At 45.4% G+C, this 17,351-nt stretch carries 10 protein-coding genes, 1 other RNA gene and 3 pseudogenes; all 14 read right to left on the bottom strand.

Annotated elements, in window-relative coordinates; genetic code table 11:
- Positions 1–238: 238 nt before the first annotated feature.
- On the bottom strand, positions 239–2,266 hold the full coding sequence (locus tag EP181_RS11835; protein WP_127470240.1) for a methyl-accepting chemotaxis protein: 2,028 nt from the start codon (positions 2,264–2,266) through the stop codon (positions 239–241).
- A 151-nt stretch (positions 2,267–2,417) separates the two neighbouring features.
- On the bottom strand, positions 2,418–3,515 hold the full coding sequence (gene murG / locus EP181_RS02400) for an undecaprenyldiphospho-muramoylpentapeptide beta-N-acetylglucosaminyltransferase (protein ID WP_127470239.1): 1,098 nt from the start codon (positions 3,513–3,515) through the stop codon (positions 2,418–2,420).
- Positions 3,515–4,590: pseudogene (gene ftsW / locus EP181_RS02395) on the bottom strand (putative lipid II flippase FtsW). Before ftsW ends, murG begins: the two are co-directional and overlap by 1 nt.
- A gap of 92 nt (positions 4,591–4,682) precedes the next feature.
- Positions 4,683–6,029, bottom strand: a complete 1,347-nt coding sequence (gene murD, locus EP181_RS02390; RefSeq protein ID WP_127470238.1) for a UDP-N-acetylmuramoyl-L-alanine--D-glutamate ligase — start codon at positions 6,027–6,029, stop codon at positions 4,683–4,685.
- An 83-nt stretch (positions 6,030–6,112) separates the two neighbouring features.
- A pseudogene (gene mraY, locus EP181_RS02385) lies at positions 6,113–7,194 on the bottom strand (phospho-N-acetylmuramoyl-pentapeptide-transferase).
- A gap of 57 nt (positions 7,195–7,251) precedes the next feature.
- Positions 7,252–8,823 carry a UDP-N-acetylmuramoyl-tripeptide--D-alanyl-D-alanine ligase gene (locus EP181_RS02380; RefSeq protein ID WP_232023485.1) on the bottom strand — a complete coding sequence of 524 codons (1,572 nt, stop codon included), beginning with the start codon at positions 8,821–8,823 and terminating at the stop codon, positions 7,252–7,254.
- Positions 8,824–8,956: 133 nt separating this feature from the next.
- Positions 8,957–10,528 carry a UDP-N-acetylmuramoyl-L-alanyl-D-glutamate--2,6-diaminopimelate ligase gene (locus EP181_RS02375; RefSeq protein ID WP_172959670.1) on the bottom strand — a complete coding sequence of 524 codons (1,572 nt, stop codon included), beginning with the start codon at positions 10,526–10,528 and terminating at the stop codon, positions 8,957–8,959.
- 1 nt (position 10,529) lies between these two features.
- On the bottom strand, positions 10,530–12,470 hold the full coding sequence (locus tag EP181_RS02370; RefSeq protein ID WP_127470235.1) for a peptidoglycan D,D-transpeptidase FtsI family protein: 1,941 nt from the start codon (positions 12,468–12,470) through the stop codon (positions 10,530–10,532).
- A gap of 15 nt (positions 12,471–12,485) precedes the next feature.
- Positions 12,486–12,827: a cell division protein FtsL gene (ftsL, locus tag EP181_RS02365; protein ID WP_127470234.1), complete on the bottom strand. Its 342-nt coding sequence runs from the start codon at positions 12,825–12,827 to the stop codon at positions 12,486–12,488.
- 113 nt (positions 12,828–12,940) lie between these two features.
- Positions 12,941–14,188, bottom strand: coding sequence for a cell division protein FtsZ (gene ftsZ, locus EP181_RS02360; RefSeq protein WP_127470233.1), 1,248 nt, complete (start codon positions 14,186–14,188; stop codon positions 12,941–12,943).
- 125 nt (positions 14,189–14,313) lie between these two features.
- Positions 14,314–15,281, bottom strand: a pseudogene (gene rsmH / locus EP181_RS02355) (16S rRNA (cytosine(1402)-N(4))-methyltransferase RsmH).
- A 76-nt stretch (positions 15,282–15,357) separates the two neighbouring features.
- A complete protein-coding gene (gene mraZ / locus EP181_RS02350) occupies positions 15,358–15,816 on the bottom strand; it encodes a division/cell wall cluster transcriptional repressor MraZ (RefSeq protein ID WP_127470232.1) in 459 nt (152 codons plus the stop codon).
- Between the two features lie 463 nt (positions 15,817–16,279).
- Positions 16,280–16,665, bottom strand: an RNA gene (gene rnpB / locus EP181_RS02345) — RNase P RNA component class A.
- Between the two features lie 148 nt (positions 16,666–16,813).
- Complete coding sequence (locus tag EP181_RS02340) at positions 16,814–17,338, bottom strand: D-alanyl-D-alanine carboxypeptidase (protein WP_172959669.1); 525 nt, start codon at positions 17,336–17,338, stop codon at positions 16,814–16,816.
- Positions 17,339–17,351: the final 13 nt, after the last annotated feature.

Genomic DNA, 17,351 nt, shown 5'->3' with positions numbered 1-17,351 from the left:
ATAAAATATAACCAGGCCTGGTTAATCTTGTTTATAAACAGCGCATCTTAATAAATAATATTTGGGATAAAGCCTTAATGCATAAATAATAACAAGCTCTCGTTCATTCAAGAGCGATGCGATTAAATAGTCTAAAGCATTAAAAAAAGAATACCGGCGCATGTGAAGTATCGGCTAAAAACCCGCATAAGGTTCTTTAGCCGCATTCATACCTTGGCCAAGGCTTAGAAAGGGAGTGTTAAATTTTAAATTGATGTACTAATGTTTCCAACTCATCGGCCAAACGCTGAAGGTCGTGGCCGGCCAACTCGGTTTTGTGCGCGCCCTCTACACTTTGCTCAGTGACCTCGTGAATTTGACCAATGTGTTGATTGATAGACTGTGCCAAAACATTTTGTGCGTGCGCCGCATTAAACATTTGCTCACTCATTTGGTTAATGTCGTCCATTAAAATCCCCACCGGTTGCAGTGTTTTCTTGGTGTTGCTAATGGCATGGCAACTGGCCTGCGTCGCCGCCTGTCCCGATTCAACCACTTTTACCGTTGACAATGTAGCCGAACGAATTTTATCTATAATGCGCTCAATTTGCACCGTAGATTCTTGAGTTCTTTGCGCCAATCCGCGCACTTCGTCGGCCACCACTGCAAAGCCTCGGCCATGTTCGCCGGCACGTGCCGCTTCTATGGCCGCGTTTAACGACAATAAATTAGTTTGCTCGGCAATAGCACGAATCACGCTTACTACCGTTCCAATCATCTCGCTGTCAGTGCGCAATAAGGTGACTGCATCGGTCATGTCTTCCATGCCTTGCGAGAGTTTTTGGATTTCATTGGCGGTAAGATTGACTTTTTCGCCGCCCTCTTTAACCCGATCGGCCGCTTGCTGAGTGGCGCGTGATGTATTATGTGAATGATCTTCGACGCTTTTGGCTTTAGAACTCATCTCTATCATAGAGTTTGATAAATGGCGCGTGGTGTCCAACTGCCGCTGAGTTCCTTGTTTGGCCGAACGCGTGATGTCCATTAATTTACTGGACGATTTTTCAAGCTGCCCAACAGTTTTGGTAACCTCTTTTAGCATGCCCTGAATTTTTTGAATAAACTCGTTAAAGTAACGGGCTAAATCGCCCATTTCATCGTGGTTGTTAATTGGCAAACGTCGAGTCAAATCACCCTGACCCTCCGAAATATCTTTCATGGCGTTGGCCGCTTGCGTAATGGGTTCTACCACCGCTTGAGTCACTTTACGTGAAATAATCATTCCCACCACTTGCCCAAGCACCGACAACACCAACAACAAGACAATGTTATTAAAACTGCTATTAACCACGGCTTGACTTACCTGGGTCATCTCTTGCACAGCTTGATCTGAAATGGCCAGTAACCCGCTGTCGAGCTGATTAAATACCGGTTCAATCTCCTCTTTCATTAGCCAAATGTCTTGGCGCCATTGCGCGCCCTCATGAATGCTTTTAAGCACCATATAATGTTCACGATAAGTTTGGTAAAGTGCTTGGACTTGCTCAATGCCTTCGGCCTCTTCAAGCGTAAGTTCAACAGTTTTATGTTGTGCAATGCGCTCACTGATGTGTTCAATTAAATCCAGGTAATTTTCAGTGGCATCCATCATCTCAGGGCTTTTAAACGCCATGTAGCCGCGTAAGCTGCTGGTGACATTAAACCAGCTTTTTTGCAGCTCTAACACGTCGGCCACCAGTGCTTTTCTGTTGGCCGACAAATCATTAAGCTCGGACTGCACCATTTGATTAATTTCTTGTTGCATGGCTTGTGCAATACTTTGCATATGAGTGTCCACGTAAGCAAACGCCGGAAACTTTTTACTCTGACTGGTTTGCAAGTCAACTAATTGCGCTACTAAAGGACTGAGTTGCTGTAAATTTTGAGACATCTGGGCGTATTGCGACAAAGCCGCGTCACCCGACTGACTTTGCACCAGCGATTGTTGCATGACTTCAATGCGCGTTTGCACTACCTCAATACCGTCTTGATAGCGTTGCAAGAGTTTTTCGTCGTTGGTAGAGAGATACATGCTTAATGCATTCATGCTTTTTTCAAGTAAAAACGCCAACTCTTTGGACTCAATGGCCAAGGGTTGTTTTTGCTCGACCACTTCGGACACGTTAAGCCGCACTACATACAGATTAATGGCCGCTTGAATGGTAATAATGGCTAAAACAAACCAGATAACGCCAAAACCAAAACGCATTTTTTGTTTTATGGTGAGTTTTTTTAGAAAGTGATTCATCACAGCCTCGTTGCAGGAATTTTGACAGTGCAAGAGTTACAGCAAATTCAGTGCCATGTGGGATGTTTGTGATATTTAAGGTATTTACGCGTTTATTGATTAAGCAACTATCGTTTAAGGCAATATTGCCATAAACGCTTTACGCTTTAACTTATGGCTTTTGTACGGGCAACGCGCTTTGTAACAGGGTTAAAAGACGTGCAACAATGCGTTCGGTGGCTTGAGTGGGTGCTCCGGCGCGAATGGCAATTGATGAAGCGACGCGCTGGCTTGGGTTTTCGCACCACTCTAATAAGCGCTGCGCCAACAATGCAGGGGTTAAGTCGCCTTGAGCAATAATCTCACCACCGCCAATGGCCACCAACGCGTTTGCATTGGCGGTTTGATGATCGTCCACCGCATGTGGGTATGGCACCATGATGGCAGGACGTGCGCAAGCCATCAATTCACTCACCGTTAACGCACCCGAACGACACAGCACCATGTCGGCTTGCGCGTAAGCTTTTTGCATATCACTTATAAACGGAACAATGCTGGCGTTGACCCCTGCCACTTGATAGTTTTGTTGGGTTTGTTGCCAGGTTTTTTCGCCGGTTTGATGAGTGACGTGTGGACGTTGCTCGGGAGCCATTAAGGCCAATGCTTGAGGTAAAATCTGATTTAACGCCTGAGCACCACGACTGCCACCCAACACCAACAAATGACATGGCTGAGTGTTTTCGACCGTTGATACCGCTTCCAATCCAGCTCGCACGGGATTGCCCAATAACTCAACATTCGTTCCTTTAAGGACGTTTTGTTGAAATGCGGTGATTACCAGAGTGGCCAGACGCGCCAACAATTTATTGGTTAACCCAGGAATAGCATTTTGTTCATGTATCACCAGCTTAATACCCAGGAGTTTAGCCGCCAAACCGCCAGGCCCACACACAAAGCCGCCCATTCCCAACACCAAATCGGGGGTTTGTTGGCGTAATATACGCTTAGCCGCCCACACCGCTCGCGTCACCTGAATAGGGGCTTTTAACCATCCTAATGCACCGTTGCCTCTTAAGCCTTTAATAGCAATAGTGTGTAATTGAATATTAGCCTGATTAACCCAAGCGGCTTCCATGCCACCTTGTGTGCCCAACCAAACCACCTCTACGCCTTGCTTTTGCAGCGCATGCGCCAGTGCAATGCCTGGAAAAACATGCCCACCGGTGCCGCCGGCCATAATCATGATTTTATATTTAGGGGGAGGGTTCATCACACACTCTCTTTAAACGGTTCGGGTCGGGTGTTTGCATCGTGTGGAATACGACGGGTTTCGTAATCTACTCTAAACACAATGGTCAACGCGGTACACAACAGCAATAAACTACTGCCGCCATAACTCATAAAAGGCAGCGTTAAACCTTTGGTAGGAAACGCACCCATATTAACGCCCATGTTTATGCCTGCTTGCAAAATAATCCAAATGCCAATGCCGTAGGCAATCATGCCGCCAAAAAACACGCCGCGCTCAATGGCTTTGCGCCCTATTCTAAACAAACGCCATAAAATAGCGATGTATAAAAAAGCTAAAAAAACAATGCCGATAAAGCCAAATTCTTCGCCGTAAATAGACAACAAAAAGTCGGTGTGCGCATCGGGTAAATACAACAATTTTTGAATACTGCCGCCTAAACCAGTCCCAAACCACTCTCCGCGCCCAGAGGCAATTAGGGCTTGAGTTAATTGATACCCCGCCCCAAACGGGTCTTGCCATGGATCCAAAAAACTGCTAACTCGCGCCATTCGGTATTCAGACGTAGCCACTAACACCAGCAAAATAAGCACCATGGGCAACACCGTAAAGACAAAGTAACGCCAGGGTGCGCCAGCAATCAACAACATGCCGGTAATCATGACTGCAATCACCAAGGTACTGCCGTAGTCGGGTTCTAACAGCAATAAAATGGCCATAAGACCAAACGGCAACGCCAAACGAAACACCGCTTCAAAACTTTCTTTTACCGCTGAAGCATGGCGATCTAAATAGCCCGCCATAAAAATAACAATAATGAGTTTCATAAACTCGGAAGGCTGAAAATTCATCACAACTAAAGGCAACCAACGCTTACTGCCGTTAATTTCTCGACCAAAAACCAGCACTAATATCAGCAAAAAATAGCAAATAAAAATAGCTTTCCACGGTGCGCCTCCCAAAATGCCAAAGGCACTTGAAACACTAAATACACCACAATAGTGGCCAAGCCCAATGACATAAGTTGACGGTTAAAGTAGTGGTTTACACTCCCAAAACGCGATTCGCCTATGGCGACCGAGCTGGACGATACCATGGCCAACCCCAGCGTAATCAACACCAGCAACATGGCCAAAAGCCCATAATCGATGGGCCATTGACGAGCCGTGCTTGCCGCGCGCGCCCACATTAGAGGGTTTGCTCACAACGGGCAATAAACTGCTGCACGTATTGCCCAAACACTTCACCGCGATGAGCGTAGTGTTTAAACTGATCAAAACTTGCACACGCTGGCGAAAACAACACACAATCGCCGGCTTGCGCTAATTGTCCTGCTAATTCGACCGCTTGCTCTAATGTAGTCACTCGGGTCATGGGCAAGTCTTCTAGGGCATCTGCCAATAACTGTTGGTCTTGTCCAAATAAAATCGTATGCCTACCAAATTGTGCCATTGCCGGTTTTAAGGGTGAAAAATCGGCTTCTTTGCCCACGCCACCCGCCAGTAAAATAAGTTTACCAGTGGCTTGCCCGCCCAAACTTTCAATGGCGGTTAATGTCGCGCCTACGTTGGTGCCTTTAGAATCATTGATCCAGTCGACGTCTTGAAAACGCGCCGTAAGCTGTGTGCGATGTGCCAATCCTTTAAAGTTTGACAATACATTTTCAAAGCATTTAAAGTCGATGTTAAGGGGTTGGCACAACGCCATCATGGCCAAGGCGTTAAGTTGATGGTGCTTGCCTTGCAGCGCCATGCAGGCTACGGCAACAATAGGCGTTTGACCACAAACAAACCAGGCCTGGTTATTTATGTGTGTTATGCCATACTGCTGAGAAGAGGTGACAAACTCCTCGCCTAGGCCAAAATAAACAATCTGTGCCTGATGAATTAAGCCTTGTGTACTAAAGCCTTCCGGCAATACAGCCAGCTCACTGTTTTCAAACACTTTGGTTTTGGCTTGAATGTAATCTTCTAGTTCATTGTAGCGATCCATATGGTCTTCAGAAATATTCAGCACTGTCGCTGCAATAGTCTGCAACGAATAGGTGGTTTCGAGCTGAAAACTCGACAACTCTAAAACATATATATCGTATTCAACTTCGTCCAACAATAAATCAAGCACTGGAGCGCCAATATTGCCACCCACCGCCACCGAATAACCGGCGGCTTTAAGTGCTAAACCGGTTAAGGTGGTCACGGTACTTTTGCCGTTAGAGCCCGTTATGGCAATCACCGGCACGCCCACGGCGCGAGCAAACAGCTCAATATCGCCAATTACCTGCTTGCCAGCGGCACGCAAACTGGCTACCCACGGCTCGGCTTGTGCAATACCGGGGCTTAATACGATGGTTTCAAATTGATCTATCCATTCGCTGGGCAATTTGCCTGCAGCAAATTCTATACTGGGAAAACAATTTTTGAGTGTGCCGATGTCTAAATCAGCCCGAGTATCAAAGGCCAGACAAGTTTCTCCTTGCGCTTCAAAATAACGCAATACCGATTGCCCGGTCATTCCTAAACCTGCCACTAAATACATGCTTGATTTACACCTTTATTTAATTTTATTTTTTTAATTTCTGAGACCTTTGTACCTGCCTGGTGCAAAGGTCTCACAGTGAGTTAACGAAGTTTTAAACTGGCCAAGCCGACAAGCACTAAAATAATGGTAATAATCCAAAAGCGCACAATGACTTGTGATTCTGGCCACCCTTTTTGTTCGTAATGATGGTGCAAAGGTGCCATTAAAAAAATGCGTTTGCCTCGTAATTTATAAGAGCCTACTTGCAAAATAACCGATACCGTTTCGGCTACAAATATCCCGCCCATTATAAACAACACCAACTCTTGCTTAACTGCTACGGCGATACCGCCTAACGCGGCGCCAATGGCTAATGAACCAACATCGCCCATAAACACTTGTGCGGGGTGCGCATTAAACCATAAAAAGCCCAAGCCTGCGCCGACCAATGCGGCGGCTAAAATGGTGAGTTCACCCACGCCTGGAATATAAGGAATATTTAAATAACTGGCAAAATAGACGTGTCCAGACACATACGCAAACACCGCTAAGGCACCCGATATCATGACGGTGGGCATAATGGCTAAACCGTCTAAACCGTCGGTTAAATTTACAGCGTTAGAAGTTCCTACAATCACAAAGTAACTTAAAACAATGGTCCACGCACCCAAGTGAATGACCGTATCTTTCATATAAGGGATTAGCAAATTGGTTTCGGCGGGCACCGTGGCCATGGCGTACAGCGCAAATGCGGTGGCCAATCCAATAATGGATTGCCATAAATATTTAGTACGTGCGCGCATGCCTTTAGGGTCTTTGTAAACCACTTTTTTATAATCGTCTACAAAGCCTATCACCCCAAAACTCATCATTGATAAGGTAACAATCAGCAAATAATGGTTGGTTAAATTACCCCACAAAACACTGATACGCCAATTGAAAACAATATCATAGTGCCGCCCATGGTAGGCGTGCCCGCTTTTATTAAATGAGTTTGCGGACCATCTGAACGAATTGCTTGCCCTACTTTTAGACGAGTAAGCCATCGAATCATGGCTGGACCTATTAAAAAAGACAGCAACAATGCCGTGAGCACGCTCATAATGGCGCGCATGGTAATGTAACTAAACACCCCAAAGCCAGAAACATACTGTTGTAAATATTCGGTTACATAAATGAGCATACTTAAATTCCTGTCAATTTAATGCGGTGTAAAGGGATGAAATAGGATTTTACTCCCTTAAGCGATGGCCATTAAGCCTTGGACAATTTTTTCCATTTTTGCCAAACGCGATCCTTTTACTAAAATGGTAACGTGTCGCAGATCGTTTGCGGCAGCAGACGATGCCGACACCCCTTTAAGAATAGTATTAACGGCCGCAATCATATTTTCGTGGCTCTCAAACCATTGGCTTTGCTTGCCAAACGCCATGGGCATTTCTTTAGCGGCGGCTCCCAGTACAAAAAGGTAATCAACACCTTGTTGTTTCGCATATTGAGACACATCTTGATGAGCCGCATGCACTTGCTCACCCAACTCACCCATTGCGCCTAAACACAATATAGCCAGGCCTGGTAAACTTACCAAAGCATCAATACCCGCCTTAACCGATGCGGGATTGGCGTTGTAACTGTCATCAATCACATCAACGTCTAAATGCTTAATAGCCGTTAAACGAGTCTTTTGCAACCGCCCTTTTACGCCAGTAAAACTCACCAGGCCTGGTTGAATTTGCGCCCAGGTTAGTCCCGCACTTAACGCTACAGCCACACAGGCTGCGGCATTTAAAGCGTTGTGGGCGCCCAATACCGGTAAATCAAGTTGAATATTAGGCGGTAATGCATGGGTAAACTCAGTGCTCAACAAGTGATTAAACTGTAAGGTTACTGTGATGCCAGATGCGTTGACCGCAGAGTCCAATACTTGAACATCCGCTTGCTCATCGGTACCAAACTTATAACACTGGCTAATGTGCTGAGTTTTAAGCAGATTTCGCCATTCAGCATAGCCCATCGAATCGGTGTTAATCACCGCCACGCCTTCTTCATGCGGGTGCTTTGACTCTAAACTGGCTTGAAGATGATGTGGGGCATGACGTTGATTTAACCCTAAAAAAATCTGGCCTTTGGTTTCAATCACGTTTTGTACACTGCCAAAGCCCTCTAAATGAGCCGCCGATGCGTTGGTAATTAATGCAATGTCTGGAAGAGCCAACTGGGTTAAATAACCAATTTCGCCACGGTGGTTAGCGCCCATTTCAATAATCGCAAACTCATGTTCTGGACGTAAATTTAACAAGGTGCGCGGTACGCCATAGTCGTTATTTAAATTGCCCTCGGTGGCCAAAGTAGCCCCCACTTGGCTAAAAATAGTGTCTAACCAAGTTTTGGTGGTTGTTTTACCATTACTTCCGGTAATGGCAATGCATTTTTTTAATGGCATTTGCAATCTGTGCCAACGCGCAAACTGCCCTAATGCCAAACGTGTATCGTCCACAAGTACCGCAGGGACACCAATGTGTAAGTTGGCATGCCAAGTTGAAACCAATACCGCGGCCGCACCCTGCGCCACGGCACTGTGAATAAAATCATGCCCATCAAAGTGCTCACCCACTAACGCAATGTATAACGCACCAGGCTCTAATGTTCGACTGTCTGTGCTTACACTATTAAACTGTGGGCAATCCTGCCCTAAATCTAAGCCCGCACCGGTCATAAGCACGCCTTGAGTACTCTCAATTAAATCGCTTAATAACCAAGAAAACTCACCAGACTGCTTAGTGATGCGATTGTTTGACGGTGTGTTATTCATGCGGTTACCTTGCCTGCCGTGGTTTGAAAATTGTTCATGGCTTTCGCCTAACAGTTGCCGTTGCATCATTGCAACCCATTCATTCGCGTGGGTCATGACAACGCATTTTTTGGTTGCGCCGCATGCAACGCGGCTAAAAATTGACGACTATTTGTTCATCGCTAAACGGCGTTTTAACGCCTTCAATGTCCTGGTAAGTTTCATGACCCTTGCCCGCTATAACCACAACGTCGTTAGGGTTAGCCAATTGCAACGCACTTTCGATGGCTTTTTGGCGATCTAACTCAATACGGACGTTGCCGGCCGATGCCGAAAACCCCTGTAAAATATCGTCCACAATAGCCTGAGGTGATTCAAAACGTGGATTATCATTGGTTATGATTATTTTATCAGCCATTTTTTGCGCTACTTTAGCCATTAATGGCCGTTTGCCCGCATCACGATTACCACCACAACCAAACACCAACCACAACTGTGGGGCTTCTTCCGGCTTGGCTGACACAGGACCAGGTACAAGGTGTCCTTGTACGGCCGCTAACAACTGTTCTAATGCGTCTGGAGTGTGGGCAAAATCGACCACCACCCTTGGTTGAAGTGCCACCCGCTGCATTCGTCCTGACACCGGACTTAAATCTGCTAAGGCTTGACGCAATGGCGTCCATGAAAATTTATTAACCAATAAAATTGACAATGCACACAGCACGTTTTGCACGTTAAACCCGCCCATCAACGCAATATTGACCGCATATTGTTCCTGGCCTGGCAAGCCTAAATAAACGAGTAAACCTTGGGGTTGTAACTCAAATTGACTGCAACGCATGTCTAATGACACATCGGCACTCGAAATACCGTACGCCCACACACTCTCTTGTCCAGCCTCTAAAAACTGACCTTTTAATAGCAAGCCCAATGAATCATCTGCGTTAATCACTTTGTGTTGGCTCAAGTAATCAGTAAACAGCATTTTTTTGGCCGCGTGATAGGCTTGCTCGGTTTGGTGAAAATCTAAATGATCACGGGTTACTTGCGTTAAAGCCACCGTATTAAAGTGCACGGCTTGAATGCGTTGCAACACCAAGGCGTGCGAAGACACCTCCATCACCACCCACTGCGCGCCTTGCTCTGCAAACTGTGCAAGCAAACGCTGCACGCTAATGGCGTCGGGCGTTGTATTGGCACTGGGCTGCAATTGGTTCATTAACCCATTGCCCAGCGTACCCATTAACGCGACCGTTTGCCCCATTTTTTGCAACAGTTGTGCCGTGTAAAAAGCCGTGGATGTTTTGCCATTGGTACCGGTAATACCCACTACCTTAATGCGTTGACTCGGGTGGTGATAAAACCAATCGGCAAAGTCACCTAAACGTTGGGACAAACCCTCTATTACCCAAACCTCAGTGGACGGTGCAATGGTTTTTAACCGTTGATTTTCTTCATCCGACAAAGCTCTGTCACTTATGACCAGGCCTGGTTGCTTGTTTAAAACCGCTGTTAAATAATCCAATCCATGAGCCGTATGTCCCTGCAATGCAATAAAGACATCGCCGCACGTTACTTGACGAGAATCAACGGTTAGATGACCCAAAACAGAATGTACTTGTTCTGCCCCGCCCTCCATGCGATACAACCAAAACTGCGCAACATCCTGCACCGTTTTGCTTTGGGTCAGCGATTTATTTTGTCTAGGCGTGGAGAACGTTGGCATGTCATTTACTCTTTCGGTGTTCGCCTGACAAGGCATCCGGTGCTATGTTGCGCAAACGTAACGCTTCTTGCATCACTTGACTAAACACAGGAGCGGCTACCGCCCCGCCATAATAGACTCCGCGACTGGGCTCATTCATGAGCACCACCATTACCATATCGGGATTAGACACCGGCACTATGCCTGCAAACTGCGACAAATACGTGTTTTCTTCATACCCACCCAACCGCTTGGTTTTATGCGATGTACCGGTTTTTCCTGCCACACGGTAACCCGGAATTTGCCCTTTGACCGCTGTTCCGCCAGGAGCGACTACTTTTTCCATCATTAACAACGTATCGTTAGCCGCTTTGGCTTTAATTACCGGAGTAAGCACCGGTGGCTGGTTTAATTTAATGGCGCTTAGCGGCATCATATTGCCCTGATTGGCCAACAACAAATAAGCGTGTGCCAAATTAAGTAAGTTAATGTTAAAACCATATCCAAATGAAGCCGAGGCTTGGTCAAGCGGTGTCCACACCGAAATAGGCTTTAAGGCCTTGGTGCTTTCACCGGGTAAAAACAGACCGCTGTCACGACCAAAACCAATGCTGTCCATCAAATCACGTTGCTCTTGTGGCGTTAACATTAAAGCAATTTTAGCCGCCCCCACGTTGCTTGATTTTTGAATAATGCTCTCGGGACTTAACACTCCGTTGTTGTGTGTATCACTAAAACGTCGTCCTTGCACGCGAAAATATCCCGGAGATGTGTCAATTTGGCTCTCTGGCGTAATCACGCCTTTATCCAGTGCTTTGGCAATAATAAAAGGCTTCACGGTCGAGCCAGGTTCCATTAAATCGGTGACTGCACGGTTACGCATTAACTGGCTTGTTCGTTGACTTGGATCGTTAGGATTATAGCCGGGGAGGTTGACCAACGATAAAATCTCGCCGGTTTTTGCGTCTAAAATAATCGAGCTGGCCGATAACGCTTGGTGCTGAATCATCGCGGCTTTTAAGGCACGATAGGCAAAAAATTGAATATTTTGGTCAATGCTCAATGTCATCGATTTACCGGGTTTAGCAGGCACTACATCGCGCACAAAATCGACAACGTGGCCAGCACGATCTTTAACCACCTGTTTTTTACCGGCCGAACCCTTTAGCCAATCATCATATGCCAGCTCAATCCCTTCAATACCTTTGTCATCAATATTGGTAAACCCCACCAAATGAGCCGTGCTTTCACCCGCAGGATAGTAGCGCTTAAACTCATCCTGAGTGTATACACCCACCAAATTAAGATCCTCGACTTTCGCGGCAACCTCAGGGGTGATGGAGCGTTGCAAATACATAAAACGACGCTGATTATTGTCACGAATTTTTTGCGCTAAAACTTGACTGGATTGTGACAAAAGTTCTGCCAAGTGTGAGTACGAATAGCGATAGCGATTAATCATGTTTAAATCGACCCACACGGAAGGGTAAGACTTATCGACTTCTATCGAATGCTCACCATTGGTGTAGCGAATGTCTTCAAGTTTAGTGTAAATACCCGGTAACTCAAGCGCCATAATGGCCGCCACCGTATCACGATCTTTTGCGTAATCTACAAAACTTAACCGCTTATGTTTATTACGCTTTGCCAGTTCGGTTAGTTCCGCATCGGTTTTATTGATGAGCCTTAAAAATCTTAAGTATTGCGACTCATGCTCGACCATTACTTTAGGATCCACCCAAACCGAAGCCATAGGTGTACTCAATGCCAATAATGAGCCGTTGCGGTCGTAAATTTCACCGCGTGGAGCCGGAATTTCAATGGTTCTAATATGGCGCTTATCGCCCTCATCTTGCAAAAACTGAGTTTTAATAACCTGCACATGAAATGCTCTGCCCACAATGAGCAGCATTCCCACAACAATCAGCCAAAAAACAACGTTATCGCGTCTTAGCTTAAACATAGTAAACTGCAATAATTATTTTTTAACATTCGATTTTTCTTTAGGCATTTGTTGAGTGTCTGGCATTAAATAAAGTGTTTGATAGTGCGTTTTACTGGTGGTCATGCCCAACGAATTTCGGGCAATTTTTTCCACACGAGCGGGCGAGGTTAAGTGCGTTTTTTCTAACATTAAACGCCCCCATTCATCCTTGGCCTGTAAAGACGCACGCAATGATTGATAATATTGACTTTCTAACGTGCGAATTTCATGCTGAACCTTCACAATCGACACCATGCTGGCCAACACCATACCCGTCAGAAATAACAGAAAAAGCCCACGCCACTTAACATCACTTAAGTGGGTGGGCTTAGAAATCTTTTTAGCATTTTAAACTCATTTTACTTACTGACTCAGGGTGCTTTAAGAGCTTAGTATCTTTACGACAGTCTTTACAACAAAAGCACAAACCACCCCAAATCAGGCAGGCATCAATCTGCTTGACGGCGTAAAAACGCTGGAATATCCAAATAGTTGGCACTTTGAGTCCCAACATGCGCACTGCCGTTAACCACCATCTTAGGGCGTACCACTTCAGGTTCTTGCATTAAAGGCGCTTCAGCATAAGACGGTGTTGCAAATTGCGTGGTGTGCTGTGTTGTATGCTGAGCTGTATTAAAATGCGTTTGAACTGGTCTGGCCGCTTCATATACTTCAGGCTGAGGCGTGTGAACCGCTTGTAGAGCAGGCTTTACCAGTTCAGGTTTTTTTGCATCTGCATCAATAGGTGCCAAACCGGTGGCGACAATGGTGACACGAATTGAATCGGTCATTGACTCATCCACCGATGTTCCAATAATAACGCGGGCATCCGGTGCTGCTACTTGGTCAATTACATCGCCCACTTCGTTAAACTCACCTAAGGTAAAGTCTAAACCACTGGTAATATTCACCAGCAAACCACGTGCACCTGACACCGAAATATCTTCAAGCAAAGGATTAGCAATGGCCTTTTGCGCCGCTTTAATAGCGCGATCTTCGCCCGTTGCATGACCTACACCCATCATGGCCATGCCACGCTCGCCCATTACTGTGCGTAAATCTTCAAAGTCAACGTTAATCATCCCTGGACGAGTAACCAATTCAGAGATACCTTGCACTGCGCCATACAACACTTCGTTAGCGTAATCAAAGGCTTTGGCCAAAACAAAATCACGACCCAATACTTTTAACAGTTTATCGTTTGGTACGGTAATTAAAGAGTCAACGTGCTGGGCTAGCTCGGCAATGCCTGCATCAGCAACTTTATTGCGACGCTCAAAACTAAACGGCTTGCTGACCACACCTACCGTTAAAATCCCCATTTCACGAGCCGCTTGCGCCACAACCGGTGCCGAACCCGTTCCCGTACCACCGCCCATTCCAGCAGTAATAAACACCATATCAGTGCCTTTTAATTGTTCTTTAACCAAATCAATGTCGTCTTTTGCAGCTTGGCGACCACGCTCTGGATCAGCACCCGCACCTAAACCATTCACACCCAATTGAATGCACGTTTTAACGCTAGAGTTTGACAGTGCTTGTGCATCGGTGTTGGCGCAAATAAATTCAACGCCCTTAACATCTGAGCGCACCATGTATTCAACTGCATTGCCGCCACCGCCGCCCAATCCGATTACTTTAATCACTGGCATGCCTGGTGTACGCACTGGCGTGGTTTCTTTTCCGACAAATTTCATGGCTGGGTCCTCTATAAATGGCTGTTTTAATATGGCGTTGTCACAACTAGGCCTTTTTTCCAATAGGCGATGGTCATTAAACTCCGGGTTTAAAGATATAACTTGAGACCTTTAAAAGGCCACAACTAAATTTTTTCGGCTACTCTCAACACCGCACTGCGCGATCTTGGATTGTGCCGGCTCTCTTCTTGGCTAGGAAAAATAGGCTTCCCAACTCGTTTTAATACCGGTTCAACTACTTCTATTAAAATAGGTGAATCGGGAAATAAATCTTTTATCATCGATTGGTCACGCATAAAAACCTTAACAATTCGATCTTCTAACGAGTGAAAACTAATCACTGACAATCGGCCACCGGGTGCCAAAATGGTTACAGCGGCTTCTAATACTTTTTTAACACATCCAATTCATGGTTAACCGCGATGCGAATTGCCTGAAAAGTTCGTGTTGCCGGGTGTTTATTTTTTTCGGTTTTAGGTGAAACGCGTTTCACCAAATTGGCTAAATCGGTGGTGGTGTTTAACGTTCCCAGCACACTGGCCTCTTTTATTTCTCGGGCAATGCGCCCAGAAAAACGTTCTTCACCGTAATTTTGTAACACCAACTTGAGCGTTGCTTCATCCACTTCGATCAACCACTCTCTGGCACTTAATCCGGCCTGAGGGTTCATTCGCATGTCCAGTGGCCCTTCACGCATAAAACTAAACCCACGTTCAGCGTCGTCTAATTGAGGGGAAGATACGCCTAAATCAAGCAGTAAACCGTCCACTTTTCCGACCCAATTACGCGCGCTACAATATTCAATTAAGTCTTCAAAACTACCGTACTGAATCGAAAAACGGGCATCCGTAAAATTTTTCTTAGCAAACTCAATCGCTTCCGGATCTTGATCAATGGCCAACAGCTGACCACTCTCACCTAATGAATTAAGAATATGACGTGAATGACCACCGCGTCCAAACGTACCGTCAATATAAATGCCATTGGGCTTAATCGCTAAACCGTCAACCGATTCGGTTAAGAGTACCGAAGAGTGACTAAACGCCGTATTTTCCGAGTGCTCCGGGTTACTCGCTAAGGATTCATTATCCAATGTATTCACCCAACTCAATCCTTTGCAGTTTTATCGTTTTCTATCGTGTTGTATCGTTTTTACAATTTTTAAACATTTACAAACTCAAGCTGGCCAGCGAATCCGAAATTTGATTGGTCATTGCATTTTCAATCATTTCAGGACGACTAACATCCCAAGCTTCTTGCGACCACAACTCAAACTTATTACCTTGTCCGAGCAGAATAGATTCTTTGTCAATTTTGGCGTGTTCTCTTAGCAAGCTGGGCAACAAGATTCGGCCTTGTGAATCAATCTCCATCTCGGACGCATGCCCTAACAACAATCGTTGGTACAAACGAGCTTGTGGATCAACATTGGGGAGCGCCATTAATTTGCGTTCAATAATTTCCCACTCGTCTAATGTGTAAATTAATAAACAAGGACTGTGTAAATCAATAGTGGCAACCAACTGGTTGTGGCTGCTTAGAGCTATCACGTCACGATACTTTTTAGGAATCGCCATGCGTCCCTTAATATCGATACTGACTGAATTGATTCCTCTAAAAAACAGCATTTTTCTCCCACATTCCGCCACTTCTCCCCACTTGATGCCACTATATTGCTCTTAAGCACCACTGTCAACTCAATAAAACTAAAAACTCATTACAAGACAACAACTTACAGCCTTTTTAAATGCAAAAAACAGCACAAGCATTAAAAAATATTTTTGTTAATTTTCAACAGGTTGCAACCCATAAGAAAAATAAGGTTTAAGACTTAACATCAAGATTCTGTGTGCACTTTTGCGAGTCTTTAACCAGGCCTGGTTAACCCAATGCACAATATATAGTGCTTAACTAAATTAAAAACCACAGATAAGGTGTATTACGTTATGCAAAGAAGGGATTAAAATCAAAATAAAAAAATTTTACTATTTTAAAAAAAACTTAAAAATTAGGAAGTTAACAACGTGATGTGCGGACAGACCGCTGGATGGATAAACCAGTAAGAAATTAGAAATAAAAGAGTAAGAAAAAAGTTAAAGCGGGTTTATAAGCCGGGTTCTGTACTCTAAAAGAGTGACAATCATTCATCTGGATACGACATCACTGCCGACCTCAAGCAACCTACCCGGAAACCCCTGCGAGCCACAAGGTGTAATAAGCAAGCTTATTACGGTGTTTCCCTATTTGGTCTTGCACCCAATGGGGTTTTCACTGCCGCACCTGTTGCCAGTTACGCGGTGCGCTCTTACCGCACCATTTCAACCTTACCTGTTCACGCAAGCGTGTCATCGGCGGTGTATTTTCTGCTGCACTGTCCGTCGGCTCTCACCGCCCAGCCGTTAGCTGGCATTGCGCTCTATGGTGCCCGGACTTTCCTCCGGAGTTTTAAAAACTCCCGCGATTGTCCAACCCACTTTAACGGCGCGTATAGTATCTTAAAGCCCCTTAAAACGCGAACGATAAGTCAAATTAATCTAAAACAAGTCCTTTGCACGAGTCGATTGTCGGCTAAAAACGTTCTGACCAGGCCTGGTCAATCCATAATCTCCATAACGAAGGTCTTTTCTATTTAACCTGACTTAACTCTTGTGCCAATTGATTACGATAGGCGTAGGTTACGGGTTGATTAATCATAAACACAAACGGCCACCATTGATTATTGGCCTGCTTAACATAACCCGCCAATGCGTTCACGCCCATTAATGTACCCGACTTAGCGTACACATTAGGCACCACTTCGGGCAACAGTTCTCGCCACGGGCTAAATGCGTTAAGCAGTTGTATCAACTGCTGGGGCGACAGTTGATTTTGACGCGACAATCCCGCCCCTTCTTCAATGGTAAAGTCTTGCCAACCAAATTGTTTACGCAACGCTTGCTGATAAACCTGCGCTATTTTTTGCGGGCTAGCGGGTGCACCGGCGAGCTCAACGCTTAAATTTAACGCCAGTTGATTGGCGATAAAATTAGTGGAATAGTGCATCATCGGCTGGACTATTTGCGCCAACGTTAAACTGTTGTAATGCGCATACACAGGCTTAATGTCTTTACGGTCTATAGAGTCTAAATAAGGCAATGTTTTCCACTGCACCACTGGGGCAACC

This window comes from Thiomicrorhabdus aquaedulcis, from assembly GCF_004001325.1.
In the GTDB taxonomy this organism is placed as follows: Bacteria; Pseudomonadota; Gammaproteobacteria; order Thiomicrospirales; family Thiomicrospiraceae; genus Thiomicrorhabdus; species Thiomicrorhabdus aquaedulcis.
The sequence above is the reverse complement of the archived record's forward strand: the minus strand, read 5'-3'. Positions and strand labels throughout refer to the sequence as shown.